Origin of the sequence: Ilumatobacter sp. (assembly GCF_039969435.1) — a bacterium.
Classification (GTDB): Bacteria; Actinomycetota; Acidimicrobiia; order Acidimicrobiales; family Ilumatobacteraceae; genus Ilumatobacter_A.
Window position 1 is genome coordinate 86254 of the sequence record NZ_JBDVNU010000036.1, and the last position, 24629, is coordinate 110882.

Below are 24629 nucleotides of genomic sequence, written 5' to 3' on the forward strand. Positions count from 1 at the left end.
CAGTACACGCCAGCGGTGAGTCTGCCTCGGCCTGCGGCCGGTGGAGACTCACCGGCTGGCGTGGTCCGTGTGACCCCGGGCGACCCGGTGGGAGTGGGGAAGTTGGGCGATACGATCGCTTGTCGCTATGTACGCAGTCATCGCTTCAGGCGGCAAGCAAGAAAAAGTCGCCCAAGGTGAGCAGGTCCGAGTCGAGTTGCTCGATGGTGACGAGGGAAGTGTTGTTGCACTGACCCCCGTCATGATCGTCGACGGCGACACCGTGCTCTCCACCCCCGACGAACTCAAGGGCGCCAAGGTCGCCGGCAAGATCGTCGCTACGACCAAGGGTCCCAAGATCAACGGGTTCACCTACAAGAACTCCACGACGTACCGCCGTCGCTACGGCCATCGTCAGAAGTACCACATGGTCGAGATCACCTCGATCACGGCGAGCTGAGACCAGGAGACACTCATGTCCAAGACAAAAGGTGGCGGGTCAACCCGTAACGGCCGCGACTCGAACGCACAGCGCCTCGGCGTGAAGGCGTTCGACGGTGAGAAGATCACCGCGGGCTCGATCATCATCCGTCAGCGCGGCACCCGGTTCCACCCGGGCCACAACGTCAAGATCGGCAAGGACGACACGCTGTTCTCGACGATCGACGGCAGCGTCAAGTTCGGCGCTCGCAAGGGCCGCAAGGTCGTCGACGTCCTCGAACTCGACAACGCCTGACACGCCGGCGCCTTCGCGGTGCCACCAGAACTGACCGAAGCCCTGGCCGTGAGGCCGGGGCTTCGTCCGTTCCAGGGCCGGTGCACCGCGCCCCCTCCGACGTGAGGTTCGCCCCGCTCTGGGGCGGGGTCTGGCTCACGTCGGGGGTGGGTGTGTGGTGGCGTGAGGATCGCCCCGTTCTGGGGCGGGGTCTGGCTCACGTCGGGGGTGGGATGTGTGGTGGCGTGAGGATCGCCCCGCTCTGGGGCGGGGTGTCGCTCACGTCGACCGTGGGGCCGGTGCGAAGTCGTGGGGCAACGGGGTCAGGCGAGGGCGGACTCGAGCTCGTCGACGGCGTCGTTCAACTCGTGGGGGAGCTTGTCGCCGAACTGGGCGAAGTGGTCGCGGATCTGGGGGATCGCGTTCTTCCAACCCTGCGTGTCGACCGACAGGATGGCGTCGAGGTCGGCGTCGTCGATCTCGAGACCGGTGAGGTCGAGCGAGTCCCTGGTGGGGAGCTTGCCGATCGCCGTGTCGACGACCTCGCCTTCACCATTGCAGCGATCGAACACGAACTTCAGGACACGGCTGTTCTCGCCGAAACCCGGCCACAGGAAGCGGCCGTCCTCGTCACGCCGGAACCAGTTGACGAAGAAGATCTTCGGCAACTTGGACGCATCGGTGCGGTCCTTCATCGACAGCCAGTGGGCGAAGTAGTCGCCGTAGTTGTAGCCGCAGAACGGCAGCATCGCCATCGGGTCGAACCGCAGCTCGCCCTGGACACCCTCGGCCGCCGCAGTCTTCTCCGAGGCCATCATCGAACCCAGGAACACACCGTGATCCCAGTCGTTCGCCTCGGTCACCAAGGGGACGGTCGTGCGACGACGGCCGCCGAACAGGATCGCGGAGATCGGCACGCCGGCCGGGTCCTCCCATTCGGGTGCTGCGCACGGGCACTGCGACGCGGGAGCCGTGAAGCGGGCGTTGGGGTGGGCCGCAGGCGTCTCCATCTCCGGGTTCCAGGGGTTCCCCTTCCAATCCGTGGCGCATGCCGGGGGCTCCTCGGTCATCTCCTCCCACCACACGTCGCCTTGGTCGGTGAGAGCGGTGTTGGTGAAGATGGAGTTGCCCCACAGGGTCTCCATCGCGTTGTGGTTGGTTTCGTGACTGGTGCCGGGCGCCACGCCGAAGAACCCGGCTTCGGGGTTGATGGCGTAGAGCTGGCCGTCGTCGCCGAACTTCATCCAGCAGATGTCGTCGCCGATCGTCTCGGCCTTCCAGCCCGGAAGCGTGGGCACGAGCATCGCCAGGTTGGTCTTGCCGCACGCGGACGGGAACGCACCGGCGATGAACTTGGACTCGCCCTGCGGGTTCGTGAGCTTGAGGATCAGCATGTGCTCGGCGAGCCAGCCGTCGTCACGGGCCATCACCGAGGCGATGCGCAGAGCGAAGCACTTCTTGCCGAGCAGGGCGTTGCCGCCGTACCCCGATCCGTACGACATGATCTCGCGGGTCTCGGGGAAGTGGACGATGTACTTGTTCTCAGCGTCGCAGGGCCACGGCACGTCGGCCTCGCCCTCGGCGAGCGGGGCGCCCACGGAGTGCAGGCACGGAACCCACTGGTCGTTGCCGAGGGCGTCGAGTGCGCCCTGACCCATGCGGGTCATGATCCGCATGTTGGTGGCGACGTACGCCGAGTCGGTGAGTTGCACGCCGATGTGCGCGATCTTCGAGCCGAGCGGACCCATCGAGAAGGGGACGACGTACATCGTGCGACCCTTCATGGATCCGGTGTACAGGCTCGTCATCTCGGCGCGCATCTCGTCGGGGTCGCGCCAGTTGTTGTTCGGCCCGGCCTCTTCCTCGGTCGCGGCACAGATGAACGTGCGATCCTCGACGCGTGCGACGTCGGCGGGATCGGAGTGGGCCCAGTAGCTGTTGGGCCGCTTCGCCTCGTCGAGCTTGGTGAAGGTGCCGGCGTCGACGAGCGTCTGCGCGAGCCGGTCGTACTCGTCGGCCGTGCCGTCACACCAGTAGACGTCGTCGGGCTGCATGATCTGCGCCCATTCGTCCACCCACTGCTGCAGGCGTTGATTGGTGGTGGTTGCGGCCATGGCGATGACTCCCCGTTGAGATGGTCCGAATACCCGGAGGGTGCACGGATGTCAACAGCGTAAACACCGAATGGCCTCGGCATGAAAAGCGGAACGTGATGTAAACGCTTTCATCGCAGAGACCCATGAAGCCATCACGAAAACCGATCGATCGTACGTCTCGATCGCAAACAGTGATACAGCCCCGTGTGGACCGATCGGGGTCGAACTCAGTGGCCGGGGGTGCCCATGTCGACCTCGGATCCGAGGTGCAGGCCTGTCGCCCGACCGGCCTCGTCGAGGTCGAACACGACGCGTTGGCCTTGGCGCAGCATCCGGAAGATCGAACCGTCGAGCGCGTTGGCCGCCAACTCGTAGTCGGCGAAGTCGGTGTCGCACATGATCAGACCGTCGCCGGTGGCGGGGTCGTATGCCTTGATGACGCCTTGCATGGAATGCAGCGTTGCAGCAATCGTCGTCGGCGGCCTCAGCCGGCCTTGACGACCTTGCCGGACTTGATGCATCCGGTGCAGACGTTGACGCGCTTGGTGCCGCCGTTGATCGACGCCCGGATGCGCTGGATGTTCGGGTTCCAACGACGCTTCGTGCGACGGTGCGAGTGGGAGACGGACATGCCCCACGACGGGCCCTTGCCACACATTTCACACTTCGATGCCATGATCTTCTCCTGCAGGTGTTGCGATGGTCGGTTCATTGCCCCCTGTGGGCAGAACTGAACGGCCACCAGATGCTAGCGGCGGGATCGGTGCCTCCAACCGTGCGGCGGGGCCGCTCGACACCGCACGCCCTACACTCCGGTCCCGTGCCCACACTCGAACGGATCAACACCGAAGCGTTGCGCAACGTGGTGTCGACGTTCCGTGACGCCGTCAAGGCGCATGCCGGTGCGCTGAATCGGCTCAACGTGTACCCGGTCCCCGACGGCGACACCGGCACCAACATGGCGCGCACGCTCGAGGCGGTCGTGGCCGAGATGGAATCAGCGGAGCGAGACGACCTCGAGGCGACGTGTGATGCGATCAGTCACGGGTCGCTGATGGGGGCGCGGGGGAACAGTGGCGTGATCCTCAGCCAGGTCCTGCGCGGTATCGCATCGACGCTGAAGTCCGAGACGCAGGGCGCCGACGGACACGGGCTCGCAGCGGCGCTGCAGGCGGCGTCGGCGGGTGCGTACCAGGCCGTTCTGACACCGATCGAGGGAACGATCCTCACCGTCGTCCGCGACAGCGCCGATGCAGCGACGGCGTCGGCGACGGCGGGAGCCACGCTCCTCGAGGTCGCCCGGGCGACACGGGCTGCGGGGCAGGTGTCGCTCGACCACACGCCCGAACTGTTGCCGGTGCTCGAGGAGGCAGGCGTCGTCGATGCGGGCGGCGCGGGGTACCTGCTCCTGCTCGACGCCCTGCTCCACGTGATCGACGGTGTTCCGCTTCCCGAACCCGAGGAGGACGACGGGTCCGGCGGTGCTGTCGCGGCTGCATTCGACTCGCCCTCCGCAGCGAACCGTTCGGGGAGTCGCAAGGTCGGTGGCGCAGGCGTCGTCGACGTTGCAGATCAACGCTACGAGGTCATGTACTTCATGGACCTCGACGATCCGCTGATCGACGCTTTCAAGACCGGGTGGGGCGAGATCGGCGATTCGATCGTCGTGGTGGGCGGTGACGGCATCTGGAACTGTCACGTCCACACCAACGACATCGGCGCGGCCGTCGAAGTGGCGTTGGACGTGGGGGGACGACCCAAGCAGATCAGGGTGAGCGACCTGTTCGAGGAGGTCGACGACGAGCACGCGATGCGTGAGGCCGCGATGACCGGTGGTCGTGCGCCGGCGGGTGGAATGGCGGGGCTCCCCCCGGTCACCACGGCCGTGGTCGGGGTGTGCGTCGGTGACGGAATGGTCGAGTTGTTCGCCCAACTCGGCGTGCAGGGCGTGGTGTCCGGCGGCCAGACGATGAACCCGTCGACGGCCGAGCTGCTCGACACCGTCGAGCACGTCAACGCCGACCAGGTGATCATCCTCCCGAACAACAAGAACATCGTCCCGGTCGCGGAGCAGGTGGATGCCCTGACCTCGAAGTCGGTCGTGGTCGTCCCGACCGTGTCGATGGCCGAGGGCATCGCCGCCCTCATCGTCTACGACCCCGAGGCATCGAACGAGGACAACCGTGCCCGCATGGTCGAGGCGGCCGATTCGGTCACCACCGGCGAGGTCACCCAGGCCGTGCGCGACACGAAGGCCGACGTGGGCGAGATCCACGAGGGCGACTGGATCGGGATCGTGAAGGGCGGAGGCATCGTCTCGTGCGCGCCGGCCCTGCTCGACGCGATCTTCGCGTTGCTCGATTCGATCGTCGGCGACGAGGCCGAACTGATCACCGTGATCACCGGGGACGGCGCCACGGCGGCGGTGACCGATTCGATCACCGGCTGGCTGGGCGATCACCACGCCGCAGTCGGCGTCGAGGTCCACGCCGGCGGTCAGCCCCTCTATCCGTATCTCTTCGGCGTCGAGTAGCTCGTGTGGCGAGGTGTTCGTGGCTGATCCGATCACGTTGCGAGGGCTGGCGGAGATCCCCGTCGCCCGGCTGAAGGGTGTGGGCCCGAAGAAGGAGGCCTCGCTCGCCGGGATCGGCATCACCAACCTGTTCGACCTCGTCACCACCTACCCGCGCCGGTGGGTCGACCGCAGCAACGAGGCGCGTATCGCCGACCTCGTGCCCGGCGAGGAGGCACTCGTGCTCGTCACCGTGCGCTCCGTCACCAAACGCGTCACCCGCAACCGTCGCACGATGGTCAACGTGAACGTCGGCGACGGGTCGGGTCGGATGGACGTGGTGTTCTTCAACCAGCCGTGGCGGGAGCGACAACTGCAGGACGGACTCCAGATCGCGCTGTTCGGCAAGGCCGACACCTATCGGGGCGGGCTGCAGATGTCGAACCCGGTGGTCGATCTGATCGGTGACCGCACCGGACGCATCGTGCCGATCTACCCGCAGAGCGAGAAGGCACAGATCAACACGTGGGAGATGGCGGGGTGGATCGAGGAGACGCTCCGGCGCTGCGCCGAGCGCGGGATCGCCGACCCGGTTCCGGCCGACGTGCTCCGCTCGAACAAGATGATCGACCGGCCCGCCGCGTTGGCCGGCATCCACCTCCCCGAGGACATGCAGCAGAAGGAATCGGCCCGCCGGCGACTGGCCTTCGACGAACTGCTGCGTGTCCAGTTGCTGCTGGTGCTGCGCAAGCGGGCGATGGAACGCGACCAGCGAGGCATCGCTCACGTCATGACCGGCACGCTCGTCGACCGCTTCTACGAGGCGCTGCCGTACGACCTGACCGGCGCACAGGCGCGGGCGATCGCCGAGATCGAGGCGGACCTCGCCGCACCGCACCCGATGCACCGGTTGTTGCAGGGCGACGTGGGCGCCGGCAAGACCGTCGTGGCGATCGCCGCGATGCTCGCGGCGGTCGAAGGACGTCACCAGGGTGCGATGATGGCGCCGACCGAGGTGCTCGCCGAACAACACGCGATGAGTGTGCGCTCGATGCTCGACGGGGTGACCGTCCCCGACCCCGACAACCTGTTCGGCGACCGGCCGCTCAGGATCGAACTGCTCACGAACAAGGTCACGGGCGGGCGGCGCAAGGAGGTGCTCGCCGGCATCGCCGACGGTTCGGTCGACATCGCGATCGGCACCCATGCGCTGATCCAGGACAAGGTCGACTTCGCCTCCCTCGGAGTGGTGGTCGTCGACGAGCAGCATCGCTTCGGCGTGGAGCAGCGCTCGGCACTGCGAGACAAGACGGCCGGCGGTCGGATGCCCGACACGCTGGTGATGACCGCCACCCCGATCCCGCGTACCGCGGCCATGACCGTGTACGGCGACCTCGACGTGAGCGTGCTCGACGAACTGCCGCCGGGACGCACGCCGATCGTCACGATGTGGGCGAACGGCCCGCTGATGGAGTCCGGCGTGTGGAACGACATCAGGTCCGAGGTCGCGGCCGGACGCCAGGCGTACGTGGTGTGTCCGCTGGTGGGGGAGAGCGAGAAGCTCGAGGTGGCGTCGGCCGAGGAGACGATCCAGCGTCTGGCGTTCGACGAGTTGAAGGGGTTGCGCCTCGAATTGCTGCACGGTCAACTCCCGCCCGACGAGAAGCACGCGGCGATGGAGCGTTTCCGGTCGGGTCGGGCCGACGTGCTCGTCGCGACCACGGTGATCGAGGTCGGCGTCGACGTGCCGAACGCGACGGTGATGGCCATCCTCGACGCCGATCGTTTCGGAATCGCGCAGCTGCATCAACTGCGTGGTCGCGTCGGGCGCGGTGAGCACGCGTCGACCTGCTGGCTCGTCACCCAGCCGAACGAGGAGGACCCTGAAGCGGGCAACCCGCGCATCGAGGCACTGGTCGCCACGACGGACGGCTTCGAACTCGCCGAGGTCGACCTCGACCTGCGCGGTGAGGGCACGCTGATGTCGACGAGTCAGAAGGGGCGCAGCGACCTCAAGCTGGCGTCGTTGCGACGCGACCGCAAGCTGGTCGAGCAGGCCCGGGCATCGGCGTTCGCGATCGTCGACGGTGACCCCGACCTGGCGACACACCCGCTGCTCGCCGACGAACTCGACCTCATCTTCAGCGACCGCGACGAGGCGTTCCTCAGCAGGGGCTGAGCCACCGAGCAAGGGCGAATCCGGTGGCGGCGACGCTCGAGGGTCGGCGCAGCAACCGGTCGGCCAGAGATGCCTGCGAGGTCACGTGGTCGTCAGTTGCACTGCGTGCACGGCGACCCGGTCGTTCGTCGTGCACATCTCGACGTGGTGGACGACCGCATCGCCCGCTCCGGTCGGGTCGGTGGCTGCGGCCGTGGCGAGCCCGACCGTCAGGTCGGAGGCGAAGCTCGGCAGCACGACGGTCGCGTCGGAGATGATCCGGCCGCCGATCGGTCGGTCGTCGAGCAGTTCGGCTTCGAGGACCCGCACCTGAAGCGTGGTCGACGCTGCGAAGTTCTGGTAGTTCACAGCGACCGCGGTGACGATCGTTCCCGCGGAGACGTCGATCGGCGCCACGGCGCACCGGCGTCCAGCGATCGTGAAGACCCGTGCGATGTCGAACGCGCCGAGGTCCCACCCGTTGTCGACAGGGTGGAACGACGAAGGTGCGAGATCGATCGTCGAGGCCTGCCGGACGAAGCGGTGATCGGATTCGCCCTCGGTGTAGTAGCGGTCGTCGTGGGCGTGGTTCTCGTAGTAGCCGTTGATGTCGACGACGACATTGACGTTGCCGAGATCGTTGTAGATGTCGAACGTCTGGTCGACGGAGAGGTCGACGGTGACGGCGTTGGGGGTGGGCGGTGCGCCCGGGCTGGGGTTCAGGCTGGACGCGTCGGGTCGCGTACCACCGGCCCAGATGGTGAGGAAGCTCTGCGAGGTGGCGCCGACGGTCGTGACGTTGAGTGAGAGCGAAATGGCACCGACGGGGACCTTGCCGGTACATCTGGTACCGGGCTCCTGGGCCCGCACCGTCATGGTGTCAGCAGTTCCGAGAGGCGACGACCTCGGCCCCACGGTGCTCGATCCGGGTCGGGTGTCGACGAGTCGGCACGGTTCGATCGGCACCAGGACCGGTCTGTCTCCGGTGGAGATGTCCGCAGAAGCTTACTGTTGGGTCGAGACGCCGACGACGGTGCCGGCCGTGAGTAGTGAGAGGCCGATGGCCAGTGAGCGGAGTTTCATGCGTTCACGATTGCACATTGGCTCGATGCGTCGCTCCGCATTCGGCGACGGGGCAATGGCTCGCCGGCATCGGTACCGTCGGCGAGGTGACCGACACCGATGACTTCCTGTGGCTCGAAGACGTCCTCGGCGACGAGGCACTGGCCTGGGTGCGAGCGCGCAACGAACGAGCGGAGTCGACGCTGTTCCTCGACCCCGTGTTCGAACGCGTCCGGGTGTCCACGCTCGACGTGCTCGAGGCCGACGATCGCATCGCCTACCCCTCTCGACACGGCGACATGGTCCACAACTTCTGGACCGACGCCGCACATCGACGCGGCCTGCTGCGGCGCACGACGTGGGCGGACTACCGGGCAGGAAATCCGGTGTGGGAGACGATCCTCGACGTCGATGCGCTGTGCGAAGAGGAGAGGGAGTCGTGGGTGTTCCACGGGTCGTCCACCCGCCGCCCGGACCGGCGTCGGGCGCTGATCGAGTTGTCCCCCGGCGGCTCCGACTCGTCGGTCACACGCGAGTTCGATCTGGTCGACAAGCGGTTCGTTCCGGAGTCCGAGGGCGGGTTCGTTCGGCCCGTTGCCAAGGGGTCGTTGACCTGGATCGACGACGACACGGTGTACGTGACCAGCGACTTCGGCGCCGGCAGCCTCACCCGCTCCGGGTACCCACGCACCGTGCGGCGATGGACGCGTGGGACGCCGATCGCGGAATCAGAGATCGTGTTCGAAGGCGACGAGTCGGACGTGGCCGTGGGCGTGTCGGTGTCGAAGGTCGCCGGATTCGAGCACCACGTGTTCGAACGGGCGCCCGACTTCTTCACCACGCGGACGTCGATCACGCGCGACGGCCGCCCGGTCGAGGTCGACGTCCCCGACGACGCCGAGGTCGGGTTCCACGAACGTTGGATCTTCGTGTCGCCTCGGTCGGAGTTCACTCACGGCGAGGACACCCTCCCGTCCGGGTCGTTGCTCGTGGCCGACATCGACGGCTTCCTGGCCGGAACGTCGCCGCTGACGACGCTGTTCACACCGACGGACACCTCGGCCCTCGCGGGGTACTCCTGCACGCGCCACTTCGTCGTGCTCAACGTGATGGACGACGTCCGCAACTCGATCCACGTCGCGACACCGCCGGTCGAGGTCGACGGCGAGTGGACGGTGGCGCCGCTGGAGGGGGCGCCGGACGTGTGGACCGTGTCGGTCAGTGCCGTCGACTCCGTGGAGTCGAACGACGTGTGGATCAGCGGCAGCGACTTCCTCACACCGGACACACTCTTCGTGATGTCGGTCGGCGACGCCGATGCGCCCGAACTGCTGCGCCAGGCACCGATCCGCTTCGATGCCGACGCGATGGCGATCGAGCAGCACTTCGCCACGAGCGCTGACGGCACCCGCGTCCCGTACTTCGTCGTGGGGACGCACCAGGCACTCGCAGCCACCGACGGGTCACGCCCGACACTGCTCACCGGCTACGGAGGCTTCGAGGTGCCGCGACTCGCGGCATACTCCGCCGTCATCGGCCGCTCCTGGATGGGCGACGGTGGCGTCTACGCCTTGGCCAACATCCGAGGCGGCGGTGAGTTCGGCCCCGCCTGGCACCGTGCGGGTCTGCGTGAGAACCGCCCTCGTGTGTACGAGGACTTCGAAGCGGTCGCCCGGGCTCTGATCGCCCGGGGCATCACGTCGCCGGATCACCTGGGCATCTCCGGGGGAAGCAACGGAGGCCTCCTCGTGGGGAACATGTACGTGCGGACGCCCGAGCTGTTCGGCGCCGTGGTGTGCCAGGTGCCGCTGCTCGACATGGAGCGCTACCACCTGCTGCTGGCCGGTGCATCGTGGATGGCCGAGTACGGCGACCCCGACGAACCCGCCGACTGGGAGTACCTCCGGGGCTACTCGCCGTACCACCTGGTCGATCCCGAGGCCGAGTACCCGCCGATCCTGCTCACGACCTCCACCCGTGACGACCGAGTGCACCCCGGTCACGCCCGCAAGATGGCGGCACGCCTCGAAGCGGCCGGGAAGGACGTCACCTACTGGGAGAACGTCGAGGGCGGCCACGGTGGCGCCGCCGACGCTGCCCAACAGGCGACGATGCAGGCACTGATCTTCACGTTCCTGCGGGAACGGCTCGGGCTGGACTGACCGAGCTGTCGCTCAGATCGTGGTGATCGACACGCCTCGGATCTTCAGGTCGTCGGTGACGCTAGCCCACGATCCCGACTCGGCCATGAAGAAGTAACTGCACACCGAGTTGTCCACGGTTGCGTTCGCCGTGGTGATGGCGAGTTGGTCCTGTCCGCTCGACGGTGCTGCGGTCGAGTTCCCGTTCGCCACGATCTTCACGTCACCGTCGAGCTCCTCGCATCGCAGCTGCATCGTCAGCGAAGTGGCCGGGGCGTCGTCGGTGAAATAGCCGGTCACCGCGGTGATCGTCGCTCCGTCCGGCAACTGGACCGGCGCCGCGAGACCGGGGATCACGCCGCCCCCGTGGACGTTGGAGGTGATCCAGGCACCCCCGTTGCCGTTCCCGTTGTCGAGGCTCTTGTTCCAACCGAAGGCGGACTCCCAGGCGTCGAAGGCGGCGGCACCGACGCTGAACGTCCCGGCGGTCGAAGGACCGCTGGCGTAGCGGTCGTCGTGGTCGTGGTTCACGTAGTAGCCGTTGATGTCGATCACGACGTGGGTCTCGCCGAGGTTGTTGTAGACGTTGAACTCTCCACCGTCCACGCCCGTGGCGACACCGTTGGGTGTCGGTGGCTCTCCGGGTGCCGGGTTCAACGACGAGGAGTCCGGTCGGGCGCCGCTCGGCCAGAACGTCAGGAACGACAACTCCGTTGCTCCGAGCGCCGTGACGTTGGTCGAGAGGCCGACGGCGTCGCTCGGGATGAGGCCCGCACAATCGGTCGTGGCCTCGGCGGTGTCGTAGGTGACGGTCTGGCCGGCGCCGATCTTCCCCACCTGGGGTCCCACGGCGGTCGCAGGACGCGAGTCCGCGAGGCGGCACGGCGTGATCTGGATCAGGACCGGTCGATCACCGGAGGACACGTCGGCGGACACCGACTGTTGGATCGCCACTGCGGACACGGTGGCCGTGGCGGCGACTGCGAGACTGACGATGAGGGCACGTGACGGGATCATGCTGCCATCATCGAGGCCGAGCGTGAACCGGCCGTGAACCGATGGGCGCCGACCGCCGAGCGACCGCCTGGCGACCCGGCTCGCGGCAGGTAGGTTCGCCGGATGCGTCGACAGGACAAGGCAGACCGGATCGGTCGGATCCTCGACGAGTTGTACCCGGACCCACCCGTGCCACTCGACCACGCCAGCCCGTATCAGTTGCTGGTGGCCGTCGCGCTCTCCGCCCAGACGACGGACAAGAAGGTCAACGAGGTCACGCCCGCTCTGTTCGCGGTGGCCCCGACTCCCGAGAAGATGGCGGAGCTCGACCCGGACGAGATCCTCGGACACATCCGCACCGTCGGGCTCGCACCGACCAAGGCGAAGAACCTGTGGACCATGGCGAATCAGATCGTCGACGCCGGGGGAGAGGTGATCGGCGACTGGGACTTCCTCGAGTCGCTCGCCGGCGTCGGTCACAAGACGGCGTCGGTGGTGATGGGTGGAGTGTTCGGCGTGCCGGCATTCGCCGTCGACACCCACATCCACCGTCTCGCTGCCCGTTGGGGGCTGTCCGACGGCTCGAACGTGGAGCGCACCGAGCGCGATCTGAAGGCCGTGTTCCCGAGGTCGACGTGGAGCGACCGACACCTCCAGATCATCTACTTCGGTCGTGAGCACTGCCCGGCGAAGCGTCACGATCTGAGCACCTGCCCGATCTGCGGCTGGGCGGCGACGAAGAAGCGCATCGCGCTCGAATCCGGACGCTGACGATCAGCGGCCGTGTCGTCACCGCATCGTCGGTCGCGTCACCAGTCGGGGCGGCCGTCGTTGTCGATGTCGTCGTCCTCGAGCACGAGATCCCACCGGTCCAGACAGTCCTCGCAGCGATAGGCGACTGCGTCACCGGCCTCCCACGAGCCGTCCTCGCGGGCGTGCGTGAGCAGGAAGCAACGACCTCCGCAGTCGATGCACGTGATCTGCGGCGGGGGAGCGAACATCGGCCCAGTGTGGCCCGAATGTGTCGAAGCCGGCCGTACAGTGCGCCCGATGCGCGTGGTGGCAGGAGAACTCGGCGGTCGCAAGCTGGTGTCGCCCGACGGCACGTCGACCAGGCCCACGACCGACCGCGTGCGCGAGGCGGTGTTCAACGCGCTCGGCTCGGCCGGAGTCCTCGAGGGTGCGCTGGTGGCCGACCTCTACGCCGGAACCGGTGCGGTGGGCATCGAGGCGATCTCCCGTGGGGCGGCGCACTGCACGTTCGTCGAACGCGACCGGCAGGCGCTGCAAGCGCTGGAGGAGAACGTGGACACCCTCGACCTGGGCGACCGGAGCCGGGTCATGCGATCCGATGCGATGCAGGCAGCGGTGACGCTCGACGTCGACATCGTGTTCGCCGATCCGCCCTACGACTTCGACGGATGGGACCAGTTGCTCGCCAACATCCGCGCCGACTTCGTGGTGGCCGAGTCGGGCCGGTCGCTCGGTGAGCGTGACGGATGGACGGTGACCCGGTCGAAACGATACGGACGTGCGTGGGTGAGCTTCCTCGTGCGCAGCGCCAACTAACGTCATCACCGATGTCCGGTCCCTCCGCACGCGCACGGGTGATGTACCCCGGCAGCTTCGACCCGCTCCATCTCGGCCACCTCGACGTGATCGAGCAGGCGAGCGAACTGTTCGGAGACGTCGTGGTCGCCGTGATGTACAACTTCGCCAAGCCCTCGGGAATGTTCGACGTCGACGCACGCGTCGACATGGCGACGGCCGCCACGGCGCATCTGGACGGCGTGTCGATCGAGAAGCACACGGGCCTCGCGATCCAGGCTGCGGCTGCGGTCGGCGCAGACTTCATCGTGAAGGGGCTGCGCACGCCCGGCGACTTCGAGATCGAGCAGCAGATGGCGCAGATGAACCGATCGGTGGCCGACGTCCGCACCGTGTATCTTCCGTGCCGTCCTGAGCTCGGATTCGTGAGTAGCCGTTTCGTGCGCGAGATCGCTGACTACGGTGGCGAGGTCGGCCACCTCGTCCCTGCCGCGGTGGGCGAGGCACTGAGCCGCAGGGCGGCGAGCCGTGAGCAGAACTGAGCATCGATGACCTACGAACCACACGATCACCGCCACGACGACCGGGGCCACGACTACGACGACGTGGTCGACGACGACGACTACTCCCAGATGGGGGCCGGCAGCAATTACGTCGGCGACGCCGAGACGCTGTTGCGCCGTGCGATCGACATCGTCGCCACGGCACCCACCATGCCGCTGTCGTCGTCGCCGCGCATCGACCGTGACGAGATCATCGAGTTGTTGGAGGAGTCGCTGAACCGACTGCCCGACGAACTTCGTCAGGCGCGGTGGATGCTCAAGGAGCGTCAGGAATTCGTCGCGAAGACCCGCCGCGAGGCCGACGAACTCCTCGAAGCCGCACGGGTCCGCGCCGAACGGATGGTGCAGCGCACCGAGGTGGTGCGTGCCGCGGAGCAGCGTGCCCGACAGGTCATGGAGACCGCCGAGGCCGATTCGCGTCGACTCAAGCACGAGACCGAGGACTTCCTCGACCAGCGGTTGGGGTCGTTCGAGATCCTCCTGGACAAGCTCGGCAAGACCGTCCACGCCGGTCGTCAGCGCCTGTCGATCGGCGGCGGGGAGGTCGCTGCGTCGATCCCCGAGGACGACGATCACCACGGCTTCTTCGACCAGGAAGCCTGACCGGTACCGGGTCGGCATCGTCGTCCCGCTGCGTTCCGATATGACGTGAGGATGACCCCGTCCTGGAACCGGGCCTCGCTCACGTCGACGCCTCCGCGTCCGCCGAACCTCTGTTGTTCGCTCCCGGACGAAACAACAGAGGTTGGCGCGTTCGGGTGTGGTCGTAGCTTGGAGTGATGGAGACGAAGGGCATTCGGGACCTGCGGGTCAACGCCGTCGAACTGCTGCGCCAGCCCGGAGTGACCAGACCGGTCGACGCGACGGTGAGCGGTGCGGACCTCGACGTGGTGCACGAAGCGCTCGCGGGCGACATCGACGTCGACGTGGTGTTGACCGTGATGAACGACGGGATCGTCGTGCGCGGTGAAGTTCGTGCGCCGTGGGCGTCCCCGTGTCGCCGTTGCCTGCGCGACCTGTCCGGCGTGGCCGTCGCCGACGTCGACGAGCTGTACCAGGTCGAGGTCATCGACGAGGACGCGTACCCGATCCTCGACCACCAACTGGACCTCGCCGCGTCCGCCCGCCAGGCCGCCCTCCTCGAACTCGACGACGAACGGCTGTGTCGTGCCGACTGTGCCGGCCTGTGTCCTCAGTGCGGAATCGACCGGAACTCGGCGACGTGCGAGTGCGACAACGAGGTGAAGGACCACCGGTGGGCCGCTCTCGACGGGCTCGTCCTCGACGACTGACGAGGTCGGATGGGGCCAGACCCCAGCCGACCCGGGTTGGAGCGACACGACGGCCCGATATCGTGATGCGGCCCTGACGACCGACCAATGACCTGAGCCGACACGCCCACTGCGTGACGCCGGCGGTCGATACAGAGAGAACGAGAGCGAACGATGGCTGTCCCGAAGAAGAAGACCTCCAAGATGAAGACCCGCAGCCGCCGTGCCAGCGCGTGGCAGCTGAAGGCTCCGGCCCGCAGTGTGTGCCCGAAGTGCAGCGCCGCCAAGACCCCGCACGCTGTCTGCGGCGCCTGTGGCTGGTACCGCGACCGGTACGCCATCGACGTCAGCTGACCTGCGTCCTCCGACGCGTCTGTCACACATGTTGCCCGTCGCCATCGACGCCATGGGTGGCGATCATGCGCCATCCCCCAACCTTGCCGGCGCGCACGCTGCCGTCGCCGACGGCATTCCCGTCGTCCTCGTCGGCCCCGCCGACCTGGCCGGCCGTGACGGCCCAGGCGGCACGCTCGACTTGATCGAGGCGAGCGAAGTCATCGGGATGCACGACGACCCCGCCGCCGGCGTGCGCAAGAAGAAGGACTCCACGCTCGTGCGCGCCGCCGAAGCCGTTCGTGACGGCAAGGCCAGCGCGATGATCTCCGCCGGCAACACCGGAGCGACCATGGCCGCCGCTCTGCTGCGGATGGGGAGGATCAAGGGTGTGAAGCGTCCGGCGATCGCGACGCCGATCCCGGTTCCGGGCTCGACACCGACGGTGTTGCTCGATGCCGGAGCGAACGCCGAGGTGCAGGCCGACTGGCTGGTCCAGTTCGCTCAGATGGGTTCGATCTTCGCCCGCCACCGGTTCGACATCGCCAACCCCCGGGTCGGTCTGCTGTCGATCGGTGAGGAGTCGACGAAGGGCGACTCGCTGCGCAAGGAGACGAACGAACTGCTCGCTGCCACGCCGGGAATCGACTTCGTCGGCAACGTCGAGGGGCGCGACATCATGACCGACGAGATCGACGTGTGCGTCACCGACGGGTTCACCGGCAACGTGGTGCTCAAGACCCTCGAAGGCGGGATGAAGACCGTCATCTCGGCGCTGCTCGAAGCGTTCGACGCTCCCGAGTACAAGGAACACGCCGACGCACTCATGCCGGCGCTGCTGCCGCTCTACACGTCGCTCAGCCCCGACACCTACGGCGGGGCGATCCTGCTGGGAGTCGACGGTGTGTGCATCATCAGCCACGGCTCGTCGAGCGCCGACGCGATGCGCAACGGCATCGGAGTCGCACGCGACATGGTCGAGCACCGGATCACGGACGAGATCACCACTGCGATCGCTGCCACCCGCGACTGAGCTCCGATCACCGGTGGCCGTCGTCGGCCAAGCGGTAGTCTCGCCGGATGTCAGCGAACAAGATCGAACGTGACGAGATCCTGCGGATCGTGCGCGACAGCCTCTCGGACATCCTCGAGATCGAGCCCGACACCATCTCCGAAGGCCAGTCGTTCGTCGACGACCTCGACGCCGACTCGCTCGCACTGATCGAACTCGTCGAAGCGCTCGAGGAGCAGGTGGGGGAGAAGGCCGGCGACTTCCGCATCGAGGACGAGGACCTCGAAGACCTCAAGACCGTGCGCGACGCCGTCGACTACGTCTTCGAGAACGCGAACAACTGATCCCACCGGCCGTCTCGTGGCACCACCCGATCCCATCGATCAGGTCGCGGACCTGGACGAACTCGAACGCCGCCTCGGATACCGGTTCGCCGACATCGAACTCCTGGATCGAGCGTTGCGGCACCGGTCGTGGTGCGGCGAGCACGGGGGCGTGGCGAGCAACGAACGCCTGGAGTTCCTGGGCGATGCCGTGCTCGGCTGGGCGGTCGCCGACATCTCGTTCCGGCGCTTCGCCGACGTTCCCGAAGGCAAGCTGACCGATCTGCGCAAGAGCGTGGTGAGCGAACCGGCACTCGCGCAGATCGCGGGCGGCATCGGCCTCGGCGAGTTCCTCCGCCTGGGACGCAGCGAGGCGATGTCGGGTGGGGACCGCAAGCCGTCACTGCTGTCCGACGCCTTCGAAGCGGTCCTCGCCGCGGTCTACCTCGACGGCGGCGCAGATGCGGCGTTCGAGGTCGTGGAACGATTCGTCGCACCGCACCTCGATGCGACCGCCGGCGACGTCGTCCAACTCGATCACAAGTCGACACTGCAGTACCTCTGCGACCGGCTGGGGCTCGAGTGGCCGACGTACACCGTCACGTCGTCGGGGCCGCCCCACGCGCAGGTGTTCACCGCCGACGTGGCGGTCGGCGGGCGTTCGGTCGGTGTCGGAACCGGCGGAACGAAGAAGGCCGCCGAACAGGCGGCGGCAGCCACCGCGTGCGACGCGTTGGGCTGACGTGCCCGAACTCCCCGAGGTCGAGACCGTCCGTCGAGGACTCGAGCGCCACCTGGTCGGGCGTCGCATCACCCGTGTGGAGGTCGGCCGTGAGCGGGTGGTCCGTCGCACGTCGCGTGAGGCGTTGATCGACGGTCTGACGAACACGACCGTCGTCGCCGCGGACCGCCGCGGCAAGTACCTGCTGCTCCCTCTGGACAGCGGGGACGCGATGATGATCCACCTCCGGATGAGTGGCCAGGTGTTGCTCGCCGACGGCGGTGCCGCGCGTCCGCCGCACACCCATGTCGTGATGCATCTCGACGACGGTCGCGAGGCCTGGTTCGTCGACCCGCGCACGTTCGGCGAGGTGGTGGTGTACACACCGGACCGCATCGAGGTGGAACTGCCGAGCGTGGCCGCACTCGGGGTCGACCCGATCGCGGACGAGTTCCCACGCCAGCAGCTGCGTCGCATCGTGCGATCCACGGGACGGGCGTTGAAGCCGCTGCTGCTCGACCAGACCGTGATCGCCGGGATCGGGAACATCTACGCCGACGAGACACTGCACCGCGCCCGCCTCCGCCCCGATCGGCCTGCCAACACGATCGACGCAGCAGCCACCTGGCGACTCCACGCGGCGATCGTCGACATCCTCACGGCATCGATCGACGCGGGCGGGTCCACCCTCGGCGACGCGCAGTACGTCGACCTGATGGGCGAGGGCGGCTCCTACCAGGACGACCACCGCGTGTATGCCCGAACAGGGGAGCGGTGCACCACGTGCGGTCGGGGTTGGATCCGGCGCATCGTGAGCGGTGGGCGCAGCACGCACTACTGCCCGTTCTGCCAACGCTGAGGACCCACGCACCCGGCGAGGCCTCCGCTCCCTCGTGAGCGCTCCACGTCTCGCTTCGCTCGGTGGCGCGTCCGGAACGCCCACGCTCGCTGGTGGGGGACACCCCACCACTCGGACACGTGCGGACTCGGTTCCGTGCTGCGCCGCCGATCGTCAACGTGGAGCACATGCAGATCACCGAATCCATGCCCCTCCTGCCGCCGGAGTCTCCGCCGACACCGGTGTCGACGCCGGTCCACTTCGCGGCTCGCACGCAGAGCGCGACGAAGCGGTACGGACGCGGCGACACGCAGGTGCTCGCGCTCGACGCCGTCGACGTGGGCCTGGTGGCCGGCCGGTTCACGGCGATCATGGGACCGTCGGGATCGGGCAAGAGCACGCTGATGCACTGCCTCGCCGGGCTGGACACCCTGACCGAAGGGACGGTGTTCGTCGGCGACGTCGAACTCGGCGCGCTCTCCGACGCAGAGCTCACGCGCTTGCGTCGAGAGCGGATCGGCTTCGTGTTCCAGTCGTTCAACCTGCTCCCGGCCCTGAACACGCTGGAGAACATCACGCTGCCGATGGACCTGGCGGGTGTCCGACCCGACCGAGAGTGGCTGGACACCGTGATCGCGACCGTCGGTCTGTCCCAGCGACTGAAACATCGTCCGAGTGAACTGTCGGGCGGCCAGCAGCAGCGTGTCGCCGTCGCCCGCGCACTCGCCAACCATCCGGAGATGGTGTTCGCCGACGAACCCACGGGCAACCTCGACAGCAACACCGGAGCCGAGATCCTCGGCTTCATGCGCTATGCGGTCGACCGCTTCGCGCAGACGATCGCGATGGTCACCCACGATCCGGTGTCGGCGGCCTACGCCGACACGGTGCTCTTCCTCGCCGACGGCAGGATCGTCGACTCGATGGACGCCCCGACCCCCGAGCGCGTCCTCGACCGCATCAAGGCGCTCGGAGCCTGACATGTGGAACACGATCCTCAAGGGCCTGTGGAGCCACAAGCGTCGGCTCCTCGCCACGTCCAGCGCCGTCGTCATCGGCGTTGCGTTCCTCGCCGCCGCACTGTCGGTCGGCGACACCTTGACCCGGGGCTTCGACGGTCTGTTCGGTGAAGCCAATGCCGGGACCGACGTGATCGTGCGCAACGACACCGAGATCGGCTTCGACGACGCAGCGCAACGAGGGCGTCTTCCCGCTCGGCTCGCCACCGATCTCGCAACGCTCGAAGGGGTCGCCACGGTGGTACCGGTGATCGAGGGGTCCGGTCAGATCACCGGGTCCGACGGCGAAGGAATCGGTGGTGGCGGCCCACCGACGACGGCCACGAACTGGATCGGGGATTCACCGGTGAACCCGTGGTCATTGGCCGAAGGTCGCGCGCCACGCGATGTCGCGGCGGACGAACCGTACGAAGTGGTCATCGACCGTGCGTCGGCCGAGACGGGCGATCTGGGTATCGGTGATCGCAGCGTCGTCGAAATCCCGGGACCCGTTCCGGTGACCGTCGTCGGCGTCGCAACGTTCGGAGGTGCCGACAGCCTCGGACCGACGACGTATGCGGCGTTCACCACGGCGTCGATCGAGACGTTGCTCGACACGTCCGAAGAGGTGTCGTCGTTCCGGCTCGCAGCGGAGGAAGGGGTGAGCCAGGACGAACTCCGAGCGACGGTGGCGAGAGCGCTTCCTCCGGGCGCGGAAGCGCTGACGGGTGCGGAACTGACCGACGACATGGTCGCCGGGATCGAGAGCGACTTCCTCGGCCTGTTCCGCACGATCATGGTCGTCTTCGCCGCGATCGCGCTGATCGTCGCCGCCTTCAGCATCCACAACACCTTCTCGATCCTCATCGCCCAGCGCACCCGTGAATCGGCGTTGCTCCGAGCGATCGGCGCATCGCGTCGCCAGGTGCTCGCGTCGGTGGTCGCCGAGGCGATGGTCATCGGTGCGGTCGCCTCCGGGATCGGTCTGCTCGCCGGGTTCGGTCTCGCCCGGGGGTTCGTCGCCCTGCTTGCGAGCGCCGGCCTCGACCTGAACGTGCAGGGAGTCGTCGTGGCCCCGTCGACCGTGATGTCCGCAGCGGCGGTGGGGATCGTCGCCACGCTGGTGGCGAGCATCCTCCCGGCGGTCCGGGCATCACGGGTTGCGCCGCTCGCTGCCCTTCGTGAGTCGGCCACGGGTTCGGCGAGGGTGTCGCTGGTACGAGCCGGGTTCGCCGTCGTTTCGATCGTTGCGGGCAGCGCCGTGGTCGCGCTCGCGACGTCGACCGACTCCGCACTGGTGACGGCCGGGGTGGGAGCGTTCCTCGTGCTCGTCGGAGCGGTGGCGATCGGCCCTGCGGTGTCGAGTCCGGCGGCGTGGACGATCGGTTCGGTTCCCGCACTGCTCCGCGGCCAGACCGGGCACCTCGCTCGCCGCAACGCGATGCGCGACCCGCGCCGGACGTCGGGGAGCGCATCGGCGCTGATGGTCGGCACCGCGATCGTGGTGCTCTTCACCACTTTCGGAGCGTCGATCAAGGCGACGATCGAGCAGACGGTGAACCAGGATTTCGGTGGTGACCTCGTGGTCGTCACCGACAACTTCGGCGGGCCGGGCATCAGTGCGGACCTCGCAGGCCGTCTCGACGACCTGCCCGAGATCACGACGGCCGTCGGTTTCGGTGAGGCCCTGGTCGTGGCCGACGGTGTGGACCTCGATCCGACGGTCGCGGATCCGGCACGCCTCGGACGCGTGCTCGACCTCGGCGTCGTCGACGGATCGCTCGCCGACGTGACGCCCGGTCGGATCGCCGTGAGCGAATCCTGGGCCGACGACCGTGCGTTGGCGACGGGAGAGGCGATCGACGTGTCGTTCGCCGACGGAGAGACCGAATCGCTCACGATCGGCGCGACCTATGCGACGACGACGAACGTCGGCGACATGCTGTTGACGCCCGAGGACTGGGCCGATCACGCCGCCCAGGTCGGCGACGTCGTCGTCCTGGTCGACCTCGCCGACGGGATCTCGGAAGAGGACGGACGGGCGCTGGTCGAGCAGGTCGGAGCCGACTACGGCGCACCCGAGGTGCAGACCAGGTCGGAGTACATCGACACGGTCGGCTCCGAGGTCGACCAGATGTTGTTCTTCGTGTACGGCATGCTCGCTCTCGCGATCCTGATCGCTCTCATGGGCATCGCGAACACGCTGTCGCTGTCGATCCACGAGCGCACCCGGGAACTCGGCCTGCTCAGAGCGGTCGGTCAGACACGTGCCCAGGTCCGTTCCACCGTGCGATGGGAATCGGTCATCGTCGCGGTGTTCGGCACGCTCGGCGGTGTCGGCGTGGGCACCTTCCTCGGTTGGGGTCTGATGCGGGCACTCGCGGAGGACGAGGGGTTCGGCGTGTTCGCCCTTCCCGTGACGTCACTCGCGATCGTCGTCGTGCTCGCAGCACTCGCCGGCGTCATTGCGGCGTGGCGACCAGCTCGCCGGGCCGCCCGCCTGGACATCCTCGACGCGATCGCGACGGATTGATCCGTGACGGATGCTCGGGAACGTAGGTTGGAGAGACCATGGTGAACCTGCTCGAACCGTGGAGACGTCCCGGACAACTGGCCCGTTCGGCGGCGTTCGTCGCGACGGGTCTGCCCGCCGGCATCGTCGCCTTCGTCACGGCGGTGACGATGTCCGCCGTCTCGGTCAGCCTCTTCCCGGTCTTCCCGCTGGCGATCCCGGTCGTCTGGGTGACGGCGATGGTGGTGAGGGGAATGGCTCGGATCGAACGCCAGCGGGTCGGGTCGTTCCTCGATCCGATCCCGGATGCCGTGCCGGCCTTGACCGCCGGCGCGTGGTGGAGGCGACTGATGGAGCGACTGCGCAACGGTGCTCGGTGGCGCGAGTTCGGGTACTGCCTCGCATCGCTCCCGCTCGGCACGGTCGGCTACGTCGTCGTGTTCGCGATCTGGAGCGGATCGATCGCCTTGGTGCTGCTGCCCGCGGTCGCCGGGTCCCTGCCCGGTGACAGTGCGAAGTTCTTCTTCTTCGAGGCGACCGCCGGGGGCGCCGAGACGTGGGCGCTCGCCGCGCTCGGCCTGTTCGGTTCGGTGATCGTCGCTCCATGGGTGACGATCGCGGTGTCGAGACTCGAGTGGATCGTGGCGACCGCACTGCTCGGGCCGACGGCGAAGGAGCGCACCTCCCTCCAGGTGAGCAAGCTCGAGACCAGTCGTGCGGCGGCGGTCGACTCCGCCGAGTCGGAACGGCGTCGCATCGAACGCGATCTCCACGACGGCGCGCAGCAACGCCTGGTCGCGCTCGCCGCCAACCTCGGTGCGGCACGCGAGAAGCTCGACGACGACCCCGAGGTCGGTCGACGCATGGTCGACGCCGCACACACGGAGGCCAAGGCGGCCCTCGCGGAGATCCGAGACCTCGTCCGCGGCATCCACCCGGTGATCCTCGCCGATCGCGGCATCGATGCGGCTCTCTCCGCTGTCGTCGCCCGCTCACCCGTCCCCGTCGAACTCGACGTGCAGATCGTCTGGCGTCCCCCGCCTGCAGTGGAGAGTGCCGCGTACTTCGTGGTGAGCGAGGCGCTGACCAACGTCGCCCGTCACAGTGGCGCCACCCGGGCGACCGTGTCGATCGCACAGACCAGCGATCGACTGGTCGTCGAGATCCGCGACGACGGGCACGGAGGAGCCGACACGTCGCTCGGCACCGGACTGCAGGGACTCCGGGACCGGGTGGCCGGACTCGACGGGACGATGCACGTCATCAGCCCCCGGGGTGGTCCGACCACGATCTCCGTGGAGTTGCCGTGCGGATCGTGATCGCCGAGGACTCCGTGCTGCTGCGCGCCGGCCTGACACGCATCCTGGCCGATGCGGGTGAGGACGTGGTCGCCACGGTCGGTGACGCCGACGAACTGATCCGTGTGGTCTCGATGCACCGACCGGACCTCGCGATCGTCGACGTCCGGATGCCTCCCACCCACACCGACGACGGTCTGCGCGCCGCACTGCGCATCCGCTCCGAATGGCCGGTCACCGGCATCCTGGTCCTCTCCCAGTACGTGGAGGAGCGGTACGCGACCGAGTTGCTCGGTGACGACATCGCAGGCGTCGGCTACCTGCTGAAGGATCGCATCGCCGACATCTCGGAGTTCCTCGGCGCAGTTCGCCAGGTCGGCGGCGGCGGAACGGTCCTCGACCCCGAGGTCGTCGCCCAGTTGCTGGGACGAGCGCGTCGGTCCGATCCGCTCGAACGACTCACCCCACGCGAGCGTGAGGTGCTCGGCCTGATGGCCGAGGGACGCACCAATCCGTCGATCGCACGCACCCTCGTGGTCAGCGACAAGGCCGTCGAGAAGCACGTCGGCAACATCTTCTCCAAGCTCGATCTACCGCCCGCCGCCGACGATCACCGCCGTGTGCTCGCCGTGCTGCGATGGATGAAAGGACGGACGCAATGAGCATCACGACCGACGAACGGGTGGCGCGACCCGACACGGCGGGCGTCGATCCCGTGCTAGCCACGACGGTCTCGCCGCGAGCGCGACGGTGGTGGCGCGCGACCGGTGTCCTGCTGGCTCTCGCATCGCTGCTGTGGGGCGCGTTCAGCGTGATCAACCTGTTGGCCCACGAGGAGTCGTCGGAGACGTCGACCTATGCGGCCTCGGACGTGATGCGGCTCGACATCGCCAGCGACACCGGATCGGTGACCGTGCAGGCCGGAACAGGTGACTCGGTCCTGATCCGTACCGACATCAGCCGTGGCCTCGGCACGACCGAGACGACCGAGCGGCTCACGTCCGGCGTGCTCGAGCTGCGGGGGAGGTGTCGGGGTCCCAACGCCGTGTGGTGTTCCGTCGACTACGTGGTGGAGATCCCCGCCGACCGCTTCGTCACGATCGACGCGAGCAACGGCACGGTCGTGGTGCGTGGGTTGACGGGGAACGTGGAGATCGACAACGACAACGGTCGGATCGAGGTCGACGACGTGGGCGGTGACCTGAGCGTCTCCAACGACAACGGTTCGATCGTCGCGAGGGGACTCTCGTCGTCCGTTGTTCGTGCCGACAACGACAACGGTCGGATCGACCTGAGTTTCGACGAGGCGCCCGACTCGGTCACGGCATCGACCAGCAACGGAGGCATCGCCGTGGAGGTCCCCGACACCGACGTCGCGTTCGACGTCGACATCCGGGCCTCCAACGGCTCCACGGAGAGCGGTGTGCGCACCGATCCCGCCAGCAGCAACAGGATCGAACTGTCGACGGACAACGGGTCGATCGTCGTGCGGCCCGCACTCTGAACGTCGGCGCGAGGCCGATCCGGCGCACGATCGCCACGACCGGCACCCC

General features: G+C 67.7%; 26 protein-coding genes. 20 read left to right on the forward strand and 6 right to left on the reverse strand.

The genetic code is table 11. From position 1 onward, the window contains the following. Nucleotides 1-127 precede the first annotated feature (127 nt). Together rplU and rpmA are read left to right on the forward strand one after the other, a co-directional pair. Entirely contained in the window at nucleotides 128-439 is a 312-nt protein-coding gene (gene rplU, locus ABJK40_RS17670; RefSeq protein ID WP_348479548.1) for a 50S ribosomal protein L21, read from the forward strand. A 15-nt stretch (nucleotides 440-454) separates the two neighbouring features. Continuing rightward, the gene (gene rpmA, locus ABJK40_RS17675) at nucleotides 455-715 is read left to right on the forward strand and encodes a 50S ribosomal protein L27 (RefSeq protein ID WP_348479549.1); all 261 of its coding nucleotides are present in this window, start codon (nucleotides 455-457) and stop codon (nucleotides 713-715) included. 302 nt (nucleotides 716-1017) lie between these two features. Here the strand turns inward: rpmA and ABJK40_RS17680 are convergent, their stop codons facing one another. From ABJK40_RS17680 to rpmB, 3 genes are all read right to left on the reverse strand, one after another. Continuing rightward, nucleotides 1018-2808, reverse strand: coding sequence for a phosphoenolpyruvate carboxykinase (GTP) (locus ABJK40_RS17680; protein WP_348478873.1), 1791 nt, complete (start codon nucleotides 2806-2808; stop codon nucleotides 1018-1020). A 209-nt stretch (nucleotides 2809-3017) separates the two neighbouring features. Further along, entirely contained in the window at nucleotides 3018-3239 is a 222-nt protein-coding gene (locus ABJK40_RS17685) for a hypothetical protein (protein WP_348478872.1), read from the reverse strand. Nucleotides 3240-3274: 35 nt separating this feature from the next. Continuing rightward, a complete protein-coding gene (gene rpmB, locus ABJK40_RS17690) occupies nucleotides 3275-3466 on the reverse strand; it encodes a 50S ribosomal protein L28 (RefSeq protein WP_348478871.1) in 192 nt (63 codons plus the stop codon). A 144-nt stretch (nucleotides 3467-3610) separates the two neighbouring features. Between rpmB and ABJK40_RS17695 the strand changes: the two genes are divergently transcribed. Together ABJK40_RS17695 and recG are read left to right on the forward strand one after the other, a co-directional pair. Then, on the forward strand, nucleotides 3611-5323 hold the full coding sequence (locus ABJK40_RS17695; RefSeq protein WP_348478870.1) for a DAK2 domain-containing protein: 1713 nt from the start codon (nucleotides 3611-3613) through the stop codon (nucleotides 5321-5323). Nucleotides 5324-5342: 19 nt separating this feature from the next. Next, on the forward strand, nucleotides 5343-7481 hold the full coding sequence (recG, locus tag ABJK40_RS17700) for an ATP-dependent DNA helicase RecG (RefSeq protein ID WP_348510356.1): 2139 nt from the start codon (nucleotides 5343-5345) through the stop codon (nucleotides 7479-7481). Nucleotides 7482-7562: 81 nt separating this feature from the next. Here recG and ABJK40_RS17705 read toward each other — a convergent pair whose 3' ends face one another. Further along, nucleotides 7563-8336 (reverse strand): hypothetical protein, encoded by a 774-nt coding sequence (locus ABJK40_RS17705; RefSeq protein WP_348478867.1) that lies wholly within the window; start codon nucleotides 8334-8336, stop codon nucleotides 7563-7565. A 293-nt stretch (nucleotides 8337-8629) separates the two neighbouring features. Here ABJK40_RS17705 and ABJK40_RS17710 point away from each other — a divergent pair, with 293 nt between their 5' ends. Further along, the gene (locus ABJK40_RS17710; protein ID WP_348478866.1) at nucleotides 8630-10684 is read left to right on the forward strand and encodes a prolyl oligopeptidase family serine peptidase; all 2055 of its coding nucleotides are present in this window, start codon (nucleotides 8630-8632) and stop codon (nucleotides 10682-10684) included. A gap of 12 nt (nucleotides 10685-10696) precedes the next feature. Here ABJK40_RS17710 and ABJK40_RS17715 read toward each other — a convergent pair whose 3' ends face one another. Then, nucleotides 10697-11680: a hypothetical protein gene (locus ABJK40_RS17715; RefSeq protein WP_348478865.1), complete on the reverse strand. Its 984-nt coding sequence runs from the start codon at nucleotides 11678-11680 to the stop codon at nucleotides 10697-10699. A 102-nt stretch (nucleotides 11681-11782) separates the two neighbouring features. Here ABJK40_RS17715 and nth point away from each other — a divergent pair, with 102 nt between their 5' ends. Then, complete coding sequence (nth, locus tag ABJK40_RS17720; RefSeq protein ID WP_348478864.1) at nucleotides 11783-12430, forward strand: endonuclease III; 648 nt, start codon at nucleotides 11783-11785, stop codon at nucleotides 12428-12430. A gap of 38 nt (nucleotides 12431-12468) precedes the next feature. Here nth and ABJK40_RS17725 read toward each other — a convergent pair whose 3' ends face one another. Beyond that, nucleotides 12469-12660 (reverse strand): hypothetical protein, encoded by a 192-nt coding sequence (locus ABJK40_RS17725; RefSeq protein ID WP_348478863.1) that lies wholly within the window; start codon nucleotides 12658-12660, stop codon nucleotides 12469-12471. 49 nt (nucleotides 12661-12709) lie between these two features. Between ABJK40_RS17725 and rsmD the strand changes: the two genes are divergently transcribed. The 14 genes from rsmD to ABJK40_RS17795 all read left to right on the forward strand — a co-directional run bounded on the left by rsmD (nucleotide 12710) and on the right by ABJK40_RS17795 (nucleotide 24580). Then, nucleotides 12710-13228, forward strand: a complete 519-nt coding sequence (gene rsmD, locus ABJK40_RS17730) for a 16S rRNA (guanine(966)-N(2))-methyltransferase RsmD (protein ID WP_348478862.1) — start codon at nucleotides 12710-12712, stop codon at nucleotides 13226-13228. Nucleotides 13229-13239: 11 nt separating this feature from the next. Then, on the forward strand, nucleotides 13240-13749 hold the full coding sequence (gene coaD / locus ABJK40_RS17735) for a pantetheine-phosphate adenylyltransferase (RefSeq protein ID WP_348478861.1): 510 nt from the start codon (nucleotides 13240-13242) through the stop codon (nucleotides 13747-13749). A gap of 6 nt (nucleotides 13750-13755) precedes the next feature. Next, nucleotides 13756-14373, forward strand: a complete 618-nt coding sequence (locus tag ABJK40_RS17740; protein ID WP_348478860.1) for a hypothetical protein — start codon at nucleotides 13756-13758, stop codon at nucleotides 14371-14373. Nucleotides 14374-14549: 176 nt separating this feature from the next. Continuing rightward, nucleotides 14550-15062, forward strand: a complete 513-nt coding sequence (locus tag ABJK40_RS17745) for a YceD family protein (RefSeq protein WP_348478859.1) — start codon at nucleotides 14550-14552, stop codon at nucleotides 15060-15062. Nucleotides 15063-15215: 153 nt separating this feature from the next. After that, nucleotides 15216-15395: a 50S ribosomal protein L32 gene (gene rpmF, locus ABJK40_RS17750; RefSeq protein ID WP_348478858.1), complete on the forward strand. Its 180-nt coding sequence runs from the start codon at nucleotides 15216-15218 to the stop codon at nucleotides 15393-15395. Nucleotides 15396-15423: 28 nt separating this feature from the next. Beyond that, nucleotides 15424-16407 (forward strand): phosphate acyltransferase PlsX, encoded by a 984-nt coding sequence (gene plsX / locus ABJK40_RS17755; RefSeq protein WP_348478857.1) that lies wholly within the window; start codon nucleotides 15424-15426, stop codon nucleotides 16405-16407. Nucleotides 16408-16454: 47 nt separating this feature from the next. Then, complete coding sequence (locus ABJK40_RS17760) at nucleotides 16455-16730, forward strand: acyl carrier protein (protein WP_348478856.1); 276 nt, start codon at nucleotides 16455-16457, stop codon at nucleotides 16728-16730. A 16-nt stretch (nucleotides 16731-16746) separates the two neighbouring features. Then, entirely contained in the window at nucleotides 16747-17451 is a 705-nt protein-coding gene (gene rnc / locus ABJK40_RS17765) for a ribonuclease III (protein ID WP_348478855.1), read from the forward strand. A 1-nt stretch (nucleotide 17452) separates the two neighbouring features. Further along, a complete protein-coding gene (gene mutM / locus ABJK40_RS17770; RefSeq protein ID WP_348478854.1) occupies nucleotides 17453-18289 on the forward strand; it encodes a bifunctional DNA-formamidopyrimidine glycosylase/DNA-(apurinic or apyrimidinic site) lyase in 837 nt (278 codons plus the stop codon). A 185-nt stretch (nucleotides 18290-18474) separates the two neighbouring features. Then, nucleotides 18475-19248, forward strand: coding sequence for an ABC transporter ATP-binding protein (locus ABJK40_RS17775; protein ID WP_348478874.1), 774 nt, complete (start codon nucleotides 18475-18477; stop codon nucleotides 19246-19248). 1 nt (nucleotide 19249) lies between these two features. After that, complete coding sequence (locus ABJK40_RS17780; protein ID WP_348478853.1) at nucleotides 19250-21799, forward strand: FtsX-like permease family protein; 2550 nt, start codon at nucleotides 19250-19252, stop codon at nucleotides 21797-21799. A 38-nt stretch (nucleotides 21800-21837) separates the two neighbouring features. Next, complete coding sequence (locus tag ABJK40_RS17785) at nucleotides 21838-23097, forward strand: sensor histidine kinase (RefSeq protein WP_348478852.1); 1260 nt, start codon at nucleotides 21838-21840, stop codon at nucleotides 23095-23097. After that, complete coding sequence (locus ABJK40_RS17790) at nucleotides 23085-23738, forward strand: response regulator transcription factor (RefSeq protein WP_348478851.1); 654 nt, start codon at nucleotides 23085-23087, stop codon at nucleotides 23736-23738. Before ABJK40_RS17785 ends, ABJK40_RS17790 begins: the two co-directional genes overlap by 13 nt. Further along, nucleotides 23735-24580 carry a hypothetical protein gene (locus tag ABJK40_RS17795; protein ID WP_348478850.1) on the forward strand — a complete coding sequence of 282 codons (846 nt, stop codon included), beginning with the start codon at nucleotides 23735-23737 and terminating at the stop codon, nucleotides 24578-24580. Before ABJK40_RS17790 ends, ABJK40_RS17795 begins: the two co-directional genes overlap by 4 nt. The last annotated feature ends 49 nt before the right edge of the window (nucleotides 24581-24629 follow it).

Bases quoted from the DNA above. Each gene is read 5' to 3' on its own strand.
- rplU (WP_348479548.1), top strand. From the start codon at position 128: ATGTACGCAGTCATCGCTTCAGGCGGCAAGCAAGAAAAAGTCGCCCAA.
- rpmA (WP_348479549.1), top strand. From the start codon at position 455: ATGTCCAAGACAAAAGGTGGCGGGTCAACCCGTAACGGCCGCGACTCG.
- ABJK40_RS17680 (WP_348478873.1), bottom strand. From the start codon at position 2,808: ATGGCCGCAACCACCACCAATCAACGCCTGCAGCAGTGGGTGGACGAA.
- ABJK40_RS17685 (WP_348478872.1), bottom strand. From the start codon at position 3,239: ATGCAAGGCGTCATCAAGGCATACGACCCCGCCACCGGCGACGGTCTG.
- rpmB (WP_348478871.1), bottom strand. From the start codon at position 3,466: ATGGCATCGAAGTGTGAAATGTGTGGCAAGGGCCCGTCGTGGGGCATG.
- ABJK40_RS17705 (WP_348478867.1), bottom strand. From the start codon at position 8,336: ATGACGGTGCGGGCCCAGGAGCCCGGTACCAGATGTACCGGCAAGGTC.
- ABJK40_RS17715 (WP_348478865.1), bottom strand. From the start codon at position 11,680: ATGATCCCGTCACGTGCCCTCATCGTCAGTCTCGCAGTCGCCGCCACG.
- nth (WP_348478864.1), top strand. From the start codon at position 11,783: ATGCGTCGACAGGACAAGGCAGACCGGATCGGTCGGATCCTCGACGAG.
- ABJK40_RS17725 (WP_348478863.1), bottom strand. From the start codon at position 12,660: ATGTTCGCTCCCCCGCCGCAGATCACGTGCATCGACTGCGGAGGTCGT.
- rsmD (WP_348478862.1), top strand. From the start codon at position 12,710: ATGCGCGTGGTGGCAGGAGAACTCGGCGGTCGCAAGCTGGTGTCGCCC.
- coaD (WP_348478861.1), top strand. From the start codon at position 13,240: ATGTCCGGTCCCTCCGCACGCGCACGGGTGATGTACCCCGGCAGCTTC.
- ABJK40_RS17740 (WP_348478860.1), top strand. From the start codon at position 13,756: ATGACCTACGAACCACACGATCACCGCCACGACGACCGGGGCCACGAC.
- ABJK40_RS17745 (WP_348478859.1), top strand. From the start codon at position 14,550: ATGGAGACGAAGGGCATTCGGGACCTGCGGGTCAACGCCGTCGAACTG.
- rpmF (WP_348478858.1), top strand. From the start codon at position 15,216: ATGGCTGTCCCGAAGAAGAAGACCTCCAAGATGAAGACCCGCAGCCGC.
- plsX (WP_348478857.1), top strand. From the start codon at position 15,424: ATGTTGCCCGTCGCCATCGACGCCATGGGTGGCGATCATGCGCCATCC.
- ABJK40_RS17760 (WP_348478856.1), top strand. From the start codon at position 16,455: ATGTCAGCGAACAAGATCGAACGTGACGAGATCCTGCGGATCGTGCGC.
- ABJK40_RS17775 (WP_348478874.1), top strand. From the start codon at position 18,475: ATGCCCCTCCTGCCGCCGGAGTCTCCGCCGACACCGGTGTCGACGCCG.
- ABJK40_RS17780 (WP_348478853.1), top strand. From the start codon at position 19,250: ATGTGGAACACGATCCTCAAGGGCCTGTGGAGCCACAAGCGTCGGCTC.
- ABJK40_RS17785 (WP_348478852.1), top strand. From the start codon at position 21,838: ATGGTGAACCTGCTCGAACCGTGGAGACGTCCCGGACAACTGGCCCGT.
- ABJK40_RS17795 (WP_348478850.1), top strand. From the start codon at position 23,735: ATGAGCATCACGACCGACGAACGGGTGGCGCGACCCGACACGGCGGGC.